This is a genomic window from Streptomyces sparsogenes subsp. cuspidosporus (genome assembly GCF_039532705.1).
GTDB classification, from domain to species: domain Bacteria; phylum Actinomycetota; class Actinomycetes; order Streptomycetales; family Streptomycetaceae; genus Streptomyces; species Streptomyces sparsogenes.
The window spans coordinates 1-15,670 of the sequence record NZ_BAAASD010000055.1; the positions used below are offsets into that span (position 1 = coordinate 1).

22 protein-coding genes are annotated in these 15,670 nt (G+C 71.0%); 10 read left to right on the forward strand and 12 right to left on the reverse strand.

The features are described 5' to 3' along the window. A partial coding sequence (locus ABFY07_RS37895) for an RHS repeat-associated core domain-containing protein (RefSeq protein ID WP_346178827.1) occupies positions 1-1,010 on the forward strand: 1,010 nt, incomplete at its 5' end. Between the two features lie 29 nt (positions 1,011-1,039). Continuing rightward, positions 1,040-1,642 carry a GNAT family N-acetyltransferase gene (locus ABFY07_RS37900; protein ID WP_346178828.1) on the forward strand — a complete coding sequence of 201 codons (603 nt, stop codon included), beginning with the start codon at positions 1,040-1,042 and terminating at the stop codon, positions 1,640-1,642. Between the two features lie 119 nt (positions 1,643-1,761). Here the strand turns inward: ABFY07_RS37900 and ABFY07_RS37905 are convergent, their stop codons facing one another. The 4 genes from ABFY07_RS37905 to ABFY07_RS37920 all read right to left on the reverse strand — a co-directional run bounded on the left by ABFY07_RS37905 (position 1,762) and on the right by ABFY07_RS37920 (position 3,873). Then, positions 1,762-1,956, reverse strand: coding sequence for a hypothetical protein (locus ABFY07_RS37905; protein ID WP_346178829.1), 195 nt, complete (start codon positions 1,954-1,956; stop codon positions 1,762-1,764). Beyond that, positions 1,953-2,138, reverse strand: coding sequence for a hypothetical protein (locus ABFY07_RS37910; RefSeq protein ID WP_346178830.1), 186 nt, complete (start codon positions 2,136-2,138; stop codon positions 1,953-1,955). The genes ABFY07_RS37905 and ABFY07_RS37910 overlap by 4 nt, the downstream gene beginning before the upstream one ends. Beyond that, positions 2,135-2,572 (reverse strand): hypothetical protein, encoded by a 438-nt coding sequence (locus ABFY07_RS37915; protein ID WP_346178831.1) that lies wholly within the window; start codon positions 2,570-2,572, stop codon positions 2,135-2,137. The genes ABFY07_RS37910 and ABFY07_RS37915 overlap by 4 nt, the downstream gene beginning before the upstream one ends. 101 nt (positions 2,573-2,673) lie before the next feature. Continuing rightward, positions 2,674-3,873 carry a helix-turn-helix domain-containing protein gene (locus ABFY07_RS37920; protein ID WP_346178832.1) on the reverse strand — a complete coding sequence of 400 codons (1,200 nt, stop codon included), beginning with the start codon at positions 3,871-3,873 and terminating at the stop codon, positions 2,674-2,676. A gap of 84 nt (positions 3,874-3,957) precedes the next feature. Between ABFY07_RS37920 and ABFY07_RS37925 the strand changes: the two genes are divergently transcribed. From ABFY07_RS37925 to ABFY07_RS37940, 4 genes are all read left to right on the forward strand, one after another. After that, entirely contained in the window at positions 3,958-4,635 is a 678-nt protein-coding gene (locus tag ABFY07_RS37925) for an HAD family hydrolase (RefSeq protein ID WP_428837079.1), read from the forward strand. A 68-nt stretch (positions 4,636-4,703) separates the two neighbouring features. Further along, on the forward strand, positions 4,704-5,180 hold the full coding sequence (locus tag ABFY07_RS37930) for a hypothetical protein (RefSeq protein WP_346178834.1): 477 nt from the start codon (positions 4,704-4,706) through the stop codon (positions 5,178-5,180). Between the two features lie 107 nt (positions 5,181-5,287). Further along, positions 5,288-5,827: an N-acetyltransferase gene (locus ABFY07_RS37935; RefSeq protein WP_346178835.1), complete on the forward strand. Its 540-nt coding sequence runs from the start codon at positions 5,288-5,290 to the stop codon at positions 5,825-5,827. A gap of 33 nt (positions 5,828-5,860) precedes the next feature. Further along, on the forward strand, positions 5,861-6,349 hold the full coding sequence (locus ABFY07_RS37940; RefSeq protein ID WP_346178836.1) for a hypothetical protein: 489 nt from the start codon (positions 5,861-5,863) through the stop codon (positions 6,347-6,349). Positions 6,350-6,482: 133 nt separating this feature from the next. Here ABFY07_RS37940 and ABFY07_RS37945 read toward each other — a convergent pair whose 3' ends face one another. The 5 genes from ABFY07_RS37945 to ABFY07_RS37965 form a co-directional block, all read right to left on the reverse strand. After that, positions 6,483-7,268, reverse strand: a complete 786-nt coding sequence (locus tag ABFY07_RS37945) for a hypothetical protein (protein WP_346178837.1) — start codon at positions 7,266-7,268, stop codon at positions 6,483-6,485. 83 nt (positions 7,269-7,351) lie between these two features. Continuing rightward, complete coding sequence (locus ABFY07_RS37950; protein ID WP_346178838.1) at positions 7,352-7,849, reverse strand: GNAT family N-acetyltransferase; 498 nt, start codon at positions 7,847-7,849, stop codon at positions 7,352-7,354. Between the two features lie 107 nt (positions 7,850-7,956). Further along, a complete protein-coding gene (locus tag ABFY07_RS37955) occupies positions 7,957-8,880 on the reverse strand; it encodes a phosphatase PAP2 family protein (RefSeq protein WP_346178839.1) in 924 nt (307 codons plus the stop codon). A 94-nt stretch (positions 8,881-8,974) separates the two neighbouring features. Next, positions 8,975-9,931, reverse strand: coding sequence for a hypothetical protein (locus ABFY07_RS37960; protein WP_346178840.1), 957 nt, complete (start codon positions 9,929-9,931; stop codon positions 8,975-8,977). Then, positions 9,928-10,269: a PadR family transcriptional regulator gene (locus tag ABFY07_RS37965; RefSeq protein ID WP_125760678.1), complete on the reverse strand. Its 342-nt coding sequence runs from the start codon at positions 10,267-10,269 to the stop codon at positions 9,928-9,930. The genes ABFY07_RS37960 and ABFY07_RS37965 overlap by 4 nt, the downstream gene beginning before the upstream one ends. A gap of 169 nt (positions 10,270-10,438) precedes the next feature. Between ABFY07_RS37965 and ABFY07_RS37970 the strand changes: the two genes are divergently transcribed. Next, positions 10,439-10,825 carry a luciferase domain-containing protein gene (locus ABFY07_RS37970; protein WP_346178841.1) on the forward strand — a complete coding sequence of 129 codons (387 nt, stop codon included), beginning with the start codon at positions 10,439-10,441 and terminating at the stop codon, positions 10,823-10,825. On the opposite strand, the gene ABFY07_RS37975 is transcribed toward ABFY07_RS37970, so the two are convergent. Further along, entirely contained in the window at positions 10,779-11,318 is a 540-nt protein-coding gene (locus ABFY07_RS37975; RefSeq protein ID WP_346178842.1) for an alpha/beta hydrolase, read from the reverse strand. The two genes, ABFY07_RS37970 and ABFY07_RS37975, sit on opposite strands and share 47 nt — an antisense overlap. A gap of 120 nt (positions 11,319-11,438) precedes the next feature. Continuing rightward, on the reverse strand, positions 11,439-11,999 hold the full coding sequence (locus ABFY07_RS37980) for an NAD(P)H-dependent oxidoreductase (protein WP_346178843.1): 561 nt from the start codon (positions 11,997-11,999) through the stop codon (positions 11,439-11,441). 120 nt (positions 12,000-12,119) lie between these two features. Here ABFY07_RS37980 and ABFY07_RS37985 point away from each other — a divergent pair, with 120 nt between their 5' ends. Both ABFY07_RS37985 and ABFY07_RS37990 read left to right on the forward strand, forming a co-directional pair. After that, positions 12,120-12,800: a TetR/AcrR family transcriptional regulator gene (locus tag ABFY07_RS37985; RefSeq protein ID WP_346178844.1), complete on the forward strand. Its 681-nt coding sequence runs from the start codon at positions 12,120-12,122 to the stop codon at positions 12,798-12,800. A gap of 260 nt (positions 12,801-13,060) precedes the next feature. Further along, positions 13,061-14,434 carry a diacylglycerol/lipid kinase family protein gene (locus ABFY07_RS37990; protein WP_346178845.1) on the forward strand — a complete coding sequence of 458 codons (1,374 nt, stop codon included), beginning with the start codon at positions 13,061-13,063 and terminating at the stop codon, positions 14,432-14,434. Positions 14,435-14,585: 151 nt separating this feature from the next. Here the strand turns inward: ABFY07_RS37990 and ABFY07_RS37995 are convergent, their stop codons facing one another. Then, positions 14,586-15,047: an SgcJ/EcaC family oxidoreductase gene (locus ABFY07_RS37995; RefSeq protein WP_346178846.1), complete on the reverse strand. Its 462-nt coding sequence runs from the start codon at positions 15,045-15,047 to the stop codon at positions 14,586-14,588. 97 nt (positions 15,048-15,144) lie between these two features. Between ABFY07_RS37995 and ABFY07_RS38000 the strand changes: the two genes are divergently transcribed. Next, complete coding sequence (locus ABFY07_RS38000; RefSeq protein ID WP_346178847.1) at positions 15,145-15,648, forward strand: MarR family winged helix-turn-helix transcriptional regulator; 504 nt, start codon at positions 15,145-15,147, stop codon at positions 15,646-15,648. The last annotated feature ends 22 nt before the right edge of the window (positions 15,649-15,670 follow it).

Here is a 15,670-nt window from a genome sequence, read left to right on the forward strand (position 1 = left end):
ACTACACCTGGGACGCCGAGAACCACCTCACCACCGTCACCACCCCCGACGGCACCACCTGGCGCTACCTCTACGACCCCCTCGGCCGCCGCACCGCCAAACAACGCCTCGCCGACGACGGCGAAACGGTGGTCGAAGAGGTCAACTTCACCTGGGACGGCAACCTCCTCGTAGAACAGACCACCACCGCGCCGGACGTCCCCGACCCCGTTTCGCTGACCTGGGAACACAACGGCTTCCGCCCCCTGACCCAGACCGAGCGCATCACCGACGCCACCACCCAGCGCGAGATCGACCGCCGCTTCTTCGCCATCGTCACCGACCTCGCCGGCACCCCCACCGAACTCGTCGACGACACCGGCCACATCGCCTGGCACCCCCGGACCACGCTCTGGGGCGCCACGACAGAAGACCGCACCGGCCTGACGCACACCCCCCTCCGCTTCCCCGGCCAGTACGCGGACCCGGAAAGCGGCCTCCACTACAACCACCACCGCTACTACGACCCCACCACCGCCCGCTACACCACCCCCGACCCCCTCGGCCTCACCCCCGCCCCCAACCCGGCGGCCTACGTCCTCAACCCCCACCGCTGGATCGACCCGCTGGGCCTCTCGCCCTACCCGGACAAAAAGCCCCACCTGCTGGACTACCTCCCCGAGGAACGCCCGGACGGCGAGCTGGTGTTCGCCGGCCATGGCGGCCTCGACCCGGACCTGCCGATGACCCCGGTGCCCGAGGGCACGAGCGTCGCCGTGTACTCCGATGTCGGCGAGCCCCTGACGGCCTGGGACGCGAATCACATCATCGCCGGTCACCCGAGCATGCAGCCGACATATGTGTACCGGTCCGGCGAGATGATGCCGGACTTCACCCTGGCCCCCAAGGACGACATGCCCCTCCGTGGCAACTACATCGGTACGGAGAAGAACCCGGTCCCTCTGTCGTTCATGCTGGATCCGAACATGGGCCGGGTGCACTGGGCCGCGTGCAGCACGATCATCGAATGACCGATCGGACAGCGCGAGGAGCACACGACATGACCGACCGGGTCGAGCTGATCTGGCCGACCACCCTGGGCGACGCGCTGCGCGCGAGCACCCATCGGATGGTCCACGCCGTCACCGCGACCGGCGGCGCCATCGGCTACCTCGCGCCGCCCGACCGCGCGGAGACCGACGCCTGGCTCGACGGCGTCCTGGCCGACGTACGGACCGGGGACGCGGCCCTCGCCCTGGCGGCGGCCGAGGACGGCTCGGGCGAGGTCCTGGGCTGCGCCCTCTGGCGCCGCCGCGCCGCCGTCGCCAGCCACCGGCACAGCGCCGAGCTGCAGCAGGTCATGACCCAGCCAGCCGCCCGGGGCCGGGGCCTCGGCCGCCTCCTGGTGTCCGCGCTGATCGACAACGCCCGCACGGCCGGTCTCGAACTGCTGATCCTGGGCGTCCGTGGCAACAACCACGGCGCGATCGCCCTGTACGAGGATCTGGGCTTCCGGGAGTGGGGCCGACTGCCCAGCGGCATATCCGTCGGCGACGAGCGCTTCGACGACGTCAGGATGTATCTGGACCTGGGCCGCCCCGCCGACGTCGTGCTCCACGGCGCGGCGGCGCTCGGCGCGGGCGCCTCCCGGCGCCGCGCCTGATCCCCCGCTACGGCTGGGGGCTTTACGCGGCCGGGGCCTGGGTTTGCGGTGAGTTTGGGACAGCGACACGCCGAAGCGACGGCGTGTCGCTGTCCGATACTCACCGCAACGTCACGGCCTCAGGCGCGGTGGCAGTCGCAGTCGCAGCGGATGGTGAAGAGGAGCGCGCCACGGGTGGCGGGCGGTATGGGCTTGGCCCGGACCTCGCCCGGCCCCTTGCAGTACGCGTGGATCTCGTCGGGTGTGGTGTCGGGTTCGGCGGTGTAGAGCGCGCAGTAGGGGGACAGGCGCCGGGCGCCGGCCGGGGTGGTCATGTCGCGCGCCTGTCGCGCTGGAGGGTGACGAGGACCTGGTAGAGGTCGGCGTCGGGGTGTGGTCGTCGGCGGTTGCAGTCCGGGCACAGATGGCGCAGGCACCTGGGCCCGGACGCCGAGGCGCGGAGCACGGTGACCGGTTCGCGGGTGGGCTTGTCGCAGCGGTAGCAGTACTCCGTCACCGGGCCGCCCCCTCGCGAGGGCCGAGCGCCTCGCGGGTCGCGGCCCGCAGTGCGGCGAGCAGGGCCGCCGGGTCGGTGAGGTAGCGGTCGTAGCGGAGCGGTACGTGCCAGTGGATGCCGGGCCCGGTCGTACGGGACGCGGGCGGCACCTCGATGTACGCGGTCGCTCCCCACACTTCGACGCACGGGAGTTGGCCCATGTCCCAATCGCTGGCGGCGCCCGGCTCGATGAGCCAGTACAAGACCCTGTCGATCGGGTTCTTGATGACCGCGCCGGTCGTCGGTCCCAGTAAGTCAAGCGTGCGTTTGCCGATGCCGAGGGAGAGGGCAACGCGCACCACGTCCCATGAGCGGCCCACGGGCTGCAGCTCTGCGCTCTGCCCGCTGGGCGGCGTCCATGGCAGGGCGGGGTGGCTGTTGTTCGTCGTCTCCACGGGAGCCCCCGACGTCATCGGTGATCAGGTGAAACTGACCGTAGAGTCGTCGGAGGGCGGCCAGCCGAACTGTCAGCTCGGGTGAACCACAGGCTCGCCGGTCAGAAGACGCCGATCCGTTCAGCCAGCTTCTCCGCTTGCCGGGCGTGCATCGTCCGACCGCGACGAATCACCGTGAGAATCAACTCCCGCGCCAGGGGGGTCCTTGCCAGATCCTCCGGTGCGAAGCCCTCCATGTCTCGCAGGCTCAGGAGCACTGCAGCGTCCTCACGACGCAGGCTGTGACAGCGCGCCACTTCCAGAGCGAAGGTGAACGACCGCTCCATCGAAGGGAGTCGGGTGGTTTCCACCTCGTCGGCGACATGCAGGGCTTCGCACGTGTCGCCAGCCTCCATCTCGATGCTGACGCGGTGAAGAACCACGTTGGTCGGGCCGAAGACGGTCCACATGATGTTGCCCTCACCGCACTGTTCAGCTGCCGGGGCTGCACACTCCCTCAGGCGCGTCCGTGCTGCCGACCAGTTCCGACGCCGCGCTTCTGCAACCACAGCCACCAATTGCAGCGCGCCCGACATCGCGACACGGTCCACTTCGGTCATAGGGGCCGCTCGCAGCTGCTCGACCGCGCGCAGCGCAACCTCTTCCGCGCCGTCCGGCTCCTGCGCAGCCAGGAGGACATGCCCGAGGTTCCACTGCGCGGCGGCCATGCGCAGCGGATCATCTGCCTCCTCGGCTGCCCGTACGGCCCGGTCCGCAGCCACCATTGACAGATCTACCCGGCCGGTTCGGCGAAGGTACGACCGCAGGAGGAAGTACAGGTCAGCCATCACACGCATGACCTCGCGACGTGCGCCGATGCCTCCAGCGTCACGGTGGGCCCTGGCGGCATGTTCAACGTCCGCGATGAGGTCGGCCAAAATCTGGCCCACATCCGTGAACCGGGTCCCGCTGCTCTGCCAACCTCGCCACGCACCTTCCACTCGCTGCCGCAGGAGGGTCGGATCCGCAGCCGGGTCGCTCCTTGGGGGCCCGAAACCCATCAAAACACGCACGATCGAGGGTTCGGAGGTGTCGGGATGCGTGGTGCTGGGCGCGGCCGTGTCAGCGATCAGCGCGGCGGCGGGCACTCCGAGCTCCTGGGCGATGGCGTACAAGATGGGTAACGACGGGACCTTCAGGCCTCGCTCGATCTGCGAGAGGTAGTCAGGTGAGATCCCAGCGAGACCGGCGACGACGTCTTGCCGCCGCTCGCCGCGATAGCGCTTGATTCTGTCGCCGATGGGCAGATCGGGTGCGACCATGCCAACCTCCGTGAGGGTCCTCACTCAGCGTATGGTGAACGTCACCACATGGGGTCGGTATTCAACGATCGAAAGGGTGGGGCAGTGACGGCGAACTTGCTCGTGCTGTGGGATATCGACCACACGCTCGTTGATACCCGAGGTGTCGGGCGTGAGTTGTGGGCCCAGGCGTTCGAAGAGGTCACCGGCCAACGCCTGCGGGAGCAGGCGAAGATCGACGGGTCGACCGAACCGGTGATTCTCCGCGAGACGCTGCAACTTCATGGGCTGCGGGACAGCCGTGACCTGTTCGAGCGGTTTGCCCGGGCGCTCGGCACCGCGCACGTACGGCGCGCTGCCGAGTTGCGCGAGCGCGGTCACGCTCTCCCCGGGGCATCATCCCTGCTCGCCGCCCTGACGGCGCGCGATGGCGTAACGCAGACCGTGGTGACGGGCAACATCCGCCCCGCTGCCGAGGTCAAACTGGCCGCGTTCGGCCTCGACCGTCACCTCGACCTGACGATCGGCGCCTTCGGCGAGGACGCCGACGGACGGCCGGAACTGGTGCGTACGGCCTTGAAGCGTGCGCAGGCCCACGCGACGCAAGCTGTTCTGCTCGGCGACACCCCATCCGATGTGAGGGGCGCCCTGGAGGGTGGCGTCCGTGTGATCGGCGTGGCCACTGGGCGTACGAGCGCGGACGAGCTCCGGGCCGCCGGAGCTGCGACCGTGGTGGAGGACCTCTCCGACACGACGCGGCTGCTCAAGCTCCTGACGCGTTGATCGACGACAATCCCCTCCCGTTGGCGTCGCGGGTGGTAGGGGTTTCGCCCGGACAGGGAGAGCGACGTATGCGACTGGGTATCACTGGCCACCGTGGGCTGCCGACCGAGACGGAGCAACTGGTCCGGGAAGCCTTGAAAGAGGAGATACAGCGCCACACTCCGGAGGGGCTGGTGGGTGTCTCGTGCATCGCCGACGGCCCTGACGCCTGGTTCGCCGAGATGGTCCTCGAGGCTGGAGGAGTGCTGGAAGTCGTCGTGCCCGCAGAGCAGTACCGGGACGGCCTTCCCGAGGAGCACCACCACTCCTATGACGAACTCCTGCGCCAAGCGGCGGAAGTCCACCGCACGGGCATGGTGGAGTCGGATTCCCAGGCGCACATGGCCGGTAGCGAGATCCTGGTGGGCGTAGTGGATGAACTGCTCGCTGTGTGGGACGGGCAGCCGGCCCGGGGGTACGGCGGCACGGCCGACGTCGTGGCCTACGCCGAGCGTACGGGTGTCCGTACGCGCGTGGTCTGGCCGGAGGGCGCTACTCGGGACTGAGCAGCTACCGCCATGGAAGCCCTGGAGATCCCCCGAGAGACGGAGCCACCGCACCACCGCAGAGCTGCCCCGGTCGTTACAACGAACACGGGAGTTGGAGGCGTAACGTGGATGGTCTGACGATCGAGTGCCGTGACGTGTCAGGATTCGCGGAGATCCGCTCCCTGCTGCTGTCCGTGTACGCCGATGTGTACGCGGATCGCCTGGGCGAAGAGTTCCACAGCGTGGACCGTTTCAACGAACGCCTCGGCTGGAACACGGAGGTCCCCGGGTTCGCCGCAGCAGTCGGCCACACCTCCGGAACGCCCGTCGGATTCGCGTACGGGTGCACCCTCCAGCCGGACACTCGCTGGTGGAACGGGCTGCGTACACCCGTACCGGATGACGCTGTGGTGGAGACGGGCAGCCGGACGTTCGCGCTGTCCGAACTGATGGTGATCCAGAGTGTCCGTGGCACCGGGGTGGCCAAACAGATCCACGACGAGTTGCTGCGATCGCGGCACGAACAACGGGTGACCCTGCTCGTCGAGCGGGATCACCCGCGAGTTCGAGCCAGGTACGAGGCGTGGGGTTACCAGTGGCTTGGCGAAGTGGTGCCTTTCCCCGACGCCCCGTTGTACGACGCGCTGATGTTGCCGCTCCACTGACGTGAAGAGGGACCGCATGGCAAGGGGAGTGCGTTGACGACGATCGCCGTGACCGGCCACATGGACCTGACCGAGGACTCCGTGCCCCTCGTACGGGCGGAGTTGGACAAGATCCTCGCCGCGTACGAGCCCGCCGAGTTGGTCGGCGTCTCGTGCATCGCGCGCGGCAGCGACAGCCTGTTCGCGGAGGCCGTTCTGGCCGTGGGCGGGCGGCTGGTCGTGGTGGTGCCCTCGCGGGATTACCGGGAGGCGAAGGTGAAGCCGGACCACGCCGCGACCTTCGACCGGCTCAGGGACGCGGCGTACGAGGTCGTGGTGATGCCGTACGCCACGGCGAGCCGCGAGGCGTACGAGGCGGCGAACGCCGTGCTGCTGGAGCGCGCGGAACGGCTGGTGGCCGTGTGGAACGGGCAGCCGCCGACCGGGAAGGGCGGGGGCACGGCGGATGTGGTGTACGAGGCGCGGGGCGCGGGTCTGCCCGTGGATGTCGTGTGGCCGGACGGGGCGAGCCGCCGGGCATGACGGGGGAGGCGTCGCGAGAGCGGCGCGAGTGACCGGGGACGCGACGCTCGCCCCGGCGGCCGGGGAGGACGGCCCGGGAGGACGGCCGGGGAGGACGGCCGGGGAGGACGGCCCGGGGGAGGCCCTTGGCGCCTCAGCCGGCCGAAGTGTTCTGTGTCGCCTCGCGGGCTTCGGTGAGGGCTCGCTGCCTGAGGTTGCCGCCGAACAACTGGATCGTGGTGGCGGCCAGGATGTCATCCGTGCCGATGGTCCGCCCGTCCCCCCTGCGGGTGGACAGGGCCCGGAGGGAATCCTTGAGGAACGGGGCTGGGGCCGGGGCCGGTTCGCCCGACATGACCGGGGTGACCGTACCGAAACGTTTGACCCCGCCCTCGCGGACGACCATGGCCGCGTCCCGGGCGAGGTCTGTCAGGAACACGCTCGCGATTCCGTCCAGGTCGCGGACCATCGCCGGGACGGCCCTCGCCCCCTGGCTCCGCAGCAGCTTCCTGACCCCGGCCTGGAACCTGTGGGCGCCGACCACCGCGCTCGGTTTGCGCGACCTGCTGCGCTTGCGGGAAGGCACGATGACACCCTCGGCGTCGTACAGGACACCGGTCAGGCCTCGAAACGTCGGGCTGTGGTCGTACCACTTGGTCCCCACCTCGAGCTCGACGTTCCGGTCGATCGCCGAGAGAAGGTCCCCGGGAACCAGCTTCTTCCGGGCCTCCTCCGCCGCCGCTCTCCTCGCGCCGTCGATGATCTCCGTCAGCACTGTCCGCGTCACCGATGCGGCCGCCCACGCGGCCGACCGGGAGACACGCATCGAGGTCACGTCCCGGAACACCGCTTTGACGAGAGAAGGCTTGAACGTCGGGACATCCATGCCCGAGGCGGTCTCGGGACCGCTGCGCTCAGGGCGTGCGGGCTGGGTGGTCATCGGAAGAAACGCTCCCTGCTGTCCGAGTTGTCGAAGGCCCCGGTCGGCAGTGGGCCGAACGCGGTGGCAAGGGCAAGGCGCGGTCAGCCGCCCAGGGCACTCACGTCGAGCCGCCAGTCGTTGGACTCCTGCCAGGTGCCCTTGGGGTATTCGAAAGACACCTTGCCGACCAGCTCGAACCCGGCCTTGCGGCACACAGCGTTCGACGCCGCGTGGTCCACGTGGGGGAACGCGTGCAGGTAACGCCGTGCGCCACGCGCCGCCGCCCGGTCCGCAGCCAGTCGCAGGGCCTCGGACGCGTATCCGTGACCGCCGAACTCGGTGAAAATCCCGTATCCGGTCTCGTACACGTCCTCACCGCCCCACTCCCGCTCCCAGTACCCGACCGAACCGATCGCCACGTCACCGAGGCGGACGATCAGCATCTCGCCGCCGTCCAGGCGCAGGTAGCGCTGATGACGATCGACGATCGCCTGCTCGGTCTCGGGCCCCCCGAGATGCTCGGTCATCTCGGGAGTGTTCTGGCGGTGCAGGATGTTCAGACCTGCTTCGGACCACGGCTCGAGGCGAAGAGTGTTCATGGCGCGGACACTACGCTCTGCCACTGACAAGACCGGCCGCATGGCTGCCCTGGCTCACCGAGACGCGCCCGCGCCACCCCTCCGACCCGCCCGGAGCCGCCGGGTGGTCAGCCCAGTGCGGGGCGTGTGCGGCGTGCGGTGTGTGCGGGCCGCCCGACTGCGGCGTACCAGACCAGGGCCGCGCATATGAAGCCCGTCGCCGCGGAGACGAGTGACCTTGTGAGGGTGTCGTTCCGTGCGCCGGAAGCGAGGGCGACGGCCAGTGCCAGCGTCAGGGTGATGATGGGCAGCGCACGGGGGCTCCGCGTGGCGCCTGACGCGGCGGCTGCCGGCGGCAGCAGCCAGGTTGCGAGGCCGTAATAGGCACAGGCCAACAGTGTGGCTCCCAGCACTTCGCTGGGCCGGTGGCCGCCCATGGTCGCGCTGGCGGCGGCGATGCAGGCGAGCCACAGCACACCGGCCGTGGCGACGTAGGGGCGGATGCGGGGGGAAACCACGAGGACGGCGGCGAGGGTCAGCGCGGCGGGGATGGCCGTGTGCCCGCTGGGAAAACCCTGATCAAGGAGATTCTCGCGCGCGCCCACCAGATCAGGGCGGGGCATAACCGATTTGAACGCCTCCTTGCTTCCGGTCGTGAGAATGACGATCCCGAGCGCCGCGCACCCCTGCCGCCAGCACCGCCGCACCAGGGTGAGGACCACGATGACGGCCAGGCCCGCCATCAGGGTGGGCTTGGCGCTCAATTCCATCGGGGGTATAGGCGTCGAGCCGTATTCCGATCCTGACAGGGGGTAGATCCATGCTTCTTCGCTGCCCTGTTTACCGAGATCAAACAGTGCGTTCTCGGCTCGTTGCCCCCACGGGGTGCAGATGGCGAGCAGGTAGACCGTCAGGAACCCCAGCGTGTACAGCAGAGCCGGCATCCACGGCCGTGTCGTACGCGACGGGCTGGGGTCGTCGGGGGCCTCGGGGGCCTGCCTTGAGCCCCCCGGACGGTGCGCGGGCAGGGACGGAGAATCGTGCTGTGTCATCGCTCTGTTTCTTCCGTTGGGGGGAGTTCGGTCACGCACGTCTTGCGGCACGACCTGGGCCGCCGGGCTCGGTCGGCCCACCGGGGGTCCGCTCCTATGGGGCGAGTGCCTGCCCCTGTCGGCGCTGGGCGGTGATCGCCAGGACCGGGAGGGGGGCGATCAGGAGGACGAGGACGACCAGGTTCGGCAGGGACTGCATGAAGCCCTGCGGCTGGATCACGATCGCCTGCGTGCGGATGAACGCGACCGCCGCGACGGGGATCAGCCACCGGTGATCCCCGGTGGAGGCCGTCGCCACCCACGCGGCGATCAGCGCGGCGACCTCGATGGCGAACAGGCCGCGTTGGAAGGTTGGACTGACGGAGATGATGTGCAGGCCCCCGGCCACGTACATGGCGAGCACGACGGGCACCAGCCAGCGGTACGAGCGGCGCCGCAGACGGCTGGGACGGCAGGCCGTCAGCACAGCGCACGCGGTGCACAGTGTCCCCGCCAGGACCAGGTCACGGGCGGTGATCGGGGTGCCGAGACCGTAGTAGCCCAGGCCCGCCTTGCCCTCGTCGCCGAAGAGGGTGCGGCCGTGGGACGTGGCGCCGGCCCAGATCATGGCTGCCGCGACCGGCAGCGCGATCCCCGGTCTGCCACGCAGCAGAGCGATCAGGCAGCCCAGCGGGAGCAGCCCGTAGGGCAGCAGCCGTATGCGCGTGGGACCTTCGGCCCATGGGTACCAGCCGGAGAAGTGGAAGGCGATGGCGTGCTGTCCGGGGTCGATGTGCAGTGCCCAGTGCCACACATCCTGCAAGTACGGAACCAGCGCCAGCGCGGCGAGGGCCAGGGCGGCCAGGTGGATGCCGTCCAGCCACCACGGCCGAGTGGTGTCGTCGACGACGGCACGGGCGCGGGCCTGCACCCCGGCACGCGCCAAAGCGGCAACTTCCCGCGGCGGGGGCCAGGAGCGGCCGGGATACGCCTCGGCCAGGCAGGCCAGCAACTCCTCTCCATACCGGGAACGGTGGGGCTCGGGATAGGCCGCAAGCAGCAGACGGTTCATGCCGGGGCCGCTCCGGCATTCCGTGAGCGGCCGATGACGACGGCGGCCGCCTGCTGCATCCGCAGGGCCTCCCGGCTGAGCATCGCGGTGCCGTCCTCGGTGAGCTTGTAGTAGCGCCGCGCCCGCCCGTCCACGATCTCCTCGTGGTCGGCGGCCACCAGTCCGGCCCGCTCCATCCGCTCCAGCGCGCCGTAGAGGGTGCCGACAGCGATCCGGAGCCGCCCGTCGGTGGCCTGCTCGGCCGCCTTGATGATGCCGTAACCGTGCAACGGCCCGTCCATGAGCGCGGCAAGGATGAAGTATTGCGGTTCCGTCAAGGACGGGTTCTGTCTTGTCACGCGCCGACTATATATCGAGCTACGAAATATATCTGCCGAAAGCCCGTGCAGCACGGAGCGGACGGCGACGACCGCGAACGCTGTCGCGCACATCCGGCCCGCCCGGCCGGATGGTTACGGTCGGGCAACGTGAGGGTGAGGCCCCGGGAAACCGGGGGAAGATGCCTCTGTGAGCGTGGCGCATCGGGCCATGGAGCGACTGCGGGACTGGCCGGACCTCGACGAGGGCCCGGCCTGCTGTGGCATGGGGCGGGCGCTGCGGACGGAGGAGTGCGAGATCGTGCACTTCCATTCCGACCGGGACGCCGACCTGCACCTTACCGAACCGGCCATCCGGAATCTGGCCATCCATCTCGGGCGGTCGACGGCGATCCGGCTGGTGCCGGACTCGCAGTGGGTGACCGTGCACCTGGACACCGAGCGGGACGCGGACGTGTTGTTGTGTCTGGTCAGTGTGGCGCTGAAGGCGCATGCGCGCTGTGCCGGGGCCACGCCGCGGCGGTGCAATCTCAACCGGGTGACGTTCCCGGACCGGCGAGATCACCAGATGTGCTGAGGGCCGGGTCGGTCATCAGGGCCACGAGCCTCGCGCGGTGTTCGGGGTGTTCCGTGAGCCAGCGGCCGAGTTGGTGATCCGCGCCGTCCAAAACCATCTTGGAGAACCGGGACTTGGCCCGGAGGGCCTGCTCGATCCCGGCTGTGACCTCGGGCGGGATGACCTCGTCGCGCTCGGGGACGACCAGGACGGCACGGCCGGTGAAGGCCTCGATCACGGCGAGCGCCTGCCGGAGCCGCCGCTCCAGGCTCAGCTCCTCCAGCGTTCCCGAGCTTCGCCCGTGTCCGGAGAAGTCGAACGCGAGGGAGGCGTGGCCGGCCGCGGCGAAGTCGCGGGCGAGGGGGAGGCTCCGCTGCTGGCTGCCGATGCCGGCCCCGTGCATGATCACCACCCGGGCGCGGTCGGTGCCGGACGCGGCGGGGTCAGTGAGCGCGGCGGGTTCGATCGAGGTGCAGCTCAGGGCCTCGCCGTCGGCGTAGTGGATGAATTCCACGGACACTCCCGCTGGTTCAGGGTGACGTTCGGCGAGAGCGTAGTGGAGGCGGGGGAACGCGCGAGGCCCCGCCGACCGCGTTGCGCGTGGGGTCGGCGGGGCCTCGCGTGAGGGGAAGGGTCAGGCCTTCGCCGCGGCGGCTTCCTTGGCCACGCGGGTGAGCACCTCGGTGAGCTGGCCGACGACCTCCGCGTCGTCCGCCGGGTGCACCTCGGCGAAGCGGGTCAGGGAGCCGGGGATGGAGAGCTTGGCCTCCTCGATGACGGCGCCGCCGGCGATGCCCGCCGACTTGCGGGCGTCGTCGTGGGCCCACACGCCGCCGTACTGGCCGAAGGCGGTGCCGATGACGGCCACGGGCTTGCCGCGGAGGGCGCCGGCGCCGTACGGGCGGGACAGCCAGTCGATCGCGTTCTTCAGGACGGCGGACATGGTGCCGTTGTACTCGGGGGAGAACAGCACGATCGCGTCGGCCTCGTTGGCCGCGTCGCGCAGCGCGGTGGCCGCGGCGGGGATGCTCCCCTCGACGTCGATGTCCTCGTTGTAGAAGGGGACGTCGCCCAGGCCCTCGTAGATCTGAATCTCGGCGCCTTCGGGGGCGTGCTTCGCAGCGGCCTCGGCGAGCTGGCGGTTTGTCGAGCCGGCGCGGAGGCTGCCGACCAGGGCGAGGATACGAACAGACATGAGTTCTCCAAGATCGATAAGCGCCCGCGGTGCGGACCTCGTTAGTTGAAGGTTATACCAGATATCCGGACCGCGGTCCACTTGAATATAACCGGACCGCGGTCCGCTACGCTAGGGGGCATGACCTCGTCAGCGCCGCCCCAGCCCCCGTCCCAGCCCGCCTCCGCCCCGCGGGGTGAGGGTGAGGGCGCGGGCGCGGCCCGGCGGTCGCTGCTGCCGCTGGCGGGCCAGGCGCCGCCGATGCGGGCCGACGCCGCGCGCAACCGGGCCCGGCTGCTGGAGGCCGCCGCGCGGCTGGTCGCCGAGCGGGGGGTGGACAAGCTGACCATGGAGGCGGTGGCCTGCGCCGCGTCCGTCGGCAAGGGCACGGTCTTCCGCCGCTTCGGCGACCGTACCGGACTGCTCCAGGCCCTGCTCGACCATTCGGAGCAGGCCTACCAGCAGGCGTTTCTCACCGGCCCGCCCCCGCTCGGGCCCGGCGCCCCGGCCGTCGAGCGGCTGGCGGCGTTCGGGGTGGCCACGCTCCGGCAGATGTGCGCGTATCTCGACCTCTACCTGGCCGGGGACCCGCCCGCCGACCGCCGCCTGAGCAGCGCCCCGCGCCAGGTCCGGCTCACCCACATCACCATGCTGCTGCGCGAGGCCGGGGGCGGCGGCGACACCGAGCTGCGGGCGGAGACGCTGATGGGTTACCTGGAGCCCGCGCTGATCCACCATCTGACCCGGCAGCGCGGCATGACCCTGGACCGGCTGGAGGAGGGCTGGCGCGACCTCGTCGCCCGTATCGTGGGCCCGGCGTGACCCCCGTCGGCGGGCCCGGCGTGGATCCCGGCGTGGACCCCGCCGTCGGTCCCGCCGTTGGTCCCGCCGTGGAGTCCGCCGCGGGCCCCGCTGTCGGTCACGCCGTGGGGTCCGCCATCTGAGCCTCCGTCGCGGCGTGGCGGTGAACGGCCCGCCGCAGGGCCTAGCATGACGCGCTGGCGCCCTGTCGAGAGAGCGTCCCGAGTGTCGTCGAGAGTGGCAGGACGCCGTTGTGCGGTTCGCCGGGCCAGGGAGGGTCGATGGGGCTGGAGGGGGAGCCTCCCAGCGGTGGCTGGGGGGCCGACGAGGAGGCCCATTCCGGGCAGCGCTGGTCGGCGCGGCTGTCGCTGACCACCGCCGTGCTGGCCGTGCTGCTGCCGGTGATCTTCGCCGGGACCGCGAGCGTGATCCTGCTCGTGGTGGGGCTCGGCGGGATGGCGGTCACGGCGGCCGCCGTGTGGTGGGTGCTGACCCGCCGGGGCGCGGCCCGGATCGCGGCGGGGGCGCTGGCCGTGGTGGCGCCGCTCACCGTGATCGGGTTCTACGACGCGCAGAACCTGCTGTGGGTGGTCATGGTGTCGCTGGGGCTGTGGGGGGTGGCCGTCTGGACGGGGCGGGCCGCGATCCGCAGCACCGGCTTCGGCGCCGTACCGGTGACGGAGTACCGGACCCCGGCCCCGGAGCGCCCCTTCCTGATCATGAACCCGCGGTCGGGCGGCGGGAAGGTGGGCCGGTTCGGGCTGGTGGAGAAGGCCGAGCGCCTGGGCGCCCGCGTGGCGCTGCTCGACCCGGACCACCCCCAGGACGTGGCCGCCCTGGCCCGCGAGGCGGCGGACGCGGGCGCCGACCTGCTGGGCGTGGCGGGCGGTGACGGTACGCAGGCGCTGGTCGCGGCCGTCGCGGTGGAGCGCGGCCTGCCCTTCCTGGTGATCTCCGCGGGCACCCGCAACCACTTCGCCATGGACCTCGGCCTGGACCGCGAGGACCCCTCGGCCTGTCTGGACGCGCTCACCGACGGCGTGGAGCTCCGCGTCGACCTGGGTTTCGCCAACGAGCACCCCTTCGTGAACAACGCGTCGTTCGGCGCGTACGCGGCGGTCGTGCAGAGCCCGGCCTACCGCGACGACAAGGTGCGCACCACCCTGGAGCTGCTGCCCGACCTGCTGACCCGGCAGCGCGGCCCCCGGCTGATCGCACAGGCCGACGGGGTCCGGATCCCCGTCCCGCAGGCGCTGCTGGTCAGCAACAACCCGTACCGTACGGACGACCCGGCCGGGCTCGGCCGCCGCGAGCTGCTGAACTCCGGCAGGCTCGGCGTGCTCGGCATCAAGGTCGACAACGCCGCCCAGGCCGCCGGGCTGCTGCGCGGCCGGAAGGCGGCGGGCCTGACGGTGCGGACGGCCGGTGAGGTGCTGGTGGACGCCGACCGCGAGGAGATCGAGGTCGGGATCGACGGCGAGGCCATGGCGCTGTCGGTGCCGGTGCGCTGCCGCATCGCGCCCGGCGCGCTGCGGGTCAGGGTGCCCCGGGACCGGCCCGGGGTGCCGGCGGCGAAGCCGCGCATGGACTGGCGGCGGCTGCGCAAACTGGGCGCGGTGGTGGGGCGCACGGCGGCCGGCCGGCGCGGGTTCTGAGCCGCGGGCGCGGGTTCCGGGCCGCCGCCCGGCTCCAGGGACGGGCTCTTTCCGACCCTGGGGCGGGCTCTTTCCGTCCCCGGGGCGGGTTCTTTCCGTCCCCGGGGCGGGTTCTGAGCCACCCCGTCCCCACGGGGCCGTCCGCAGGGGGTCACTTCCCGCGTGGGCCGAACCTGTCGGCCAGCCAGTTGCTGAACGCCTCGACGCGCGGGCGGTGGCGGGTGTTCTGGAAGGCGCGGATCAGCCAGCGTCCGTCGGCGCCGCGCGTCATCACGTACGTCTGCACCGACAGGGCCCGCGCGGAGGGCCTGGTCCGCTTGCCCTTGAGGACGGCGCCGCGCGAGTGGACCAGGGCGATGCCGGGGGCGGGGAAGGCCAGGTCCTCGATCTCGGCGTACAGCCGGGAGCCCTTCAGCACGCCCTCGAACAGCCCGCGGTGCCCTTCGGCGATGGCGTGCCGGCCGGTCATGCGGCCGCCGAAGAAGGTCACGTAGTCGGCGTCCTCGGTGAAGGTGCCGGCGAAGGCCTCGGTGTCCCCCCAGGCCCGGCTGTTGACCTCGAAGAGGGCGCGGACGGCGGCGGCGTCGGTGGTGGTGGTCGCGAGGGTGCTCATACTGCTCCTCCTGGACTGGCTCACTGACTGATAAGATTGCTTGCGTGCATGCAATATATGCAGGGGTGCATGAAATTGGCAAGGGGTGGGGGACGACATGCCGGAAGGAAGGCACGACACCATGGCCGACCAGGAACGCGGACCGCTGCTGGAAGAGCTGGCGGGCGTCTACCGCACGTACCTCACCGCCGTCGTGCTGCACGGGCAGGCGGCGGCCGACGCCCTCGGGCAGAACCCCACCGACCTCTACGCCCTCAACGCCCTTCAGCTCGCGGGCCCGCTCACCACCGGCGTCCTGGCCGAGCGGATCGGGCTGTCCCAGAGCGCCACCACCCGCCTCGTCGACCGGCTGGAGCGGGCCGGCCGGGTCAGCCGCGGCCCCGACCCGGCCGACCGGCGACGGGTCGTCGTGGCCGCCGTGCCCGTCCCCGAGGAGGAGGACGAGAAGGCGTTCGGCCCGGCCCGCCGCCGTATGGCCGAGGTCTTCGACGACTTCAGCGACGAGGAACTGCGGGTGCTGCGCCGCTACTTCGAGGGCGCGGCGCCCGCCCTCCGCGCGGCCACCGCCGAGACGAAGGGCCTGGGGCCGGTCGAGCCCTGACCGTACGGCCGCGCCACTGGTC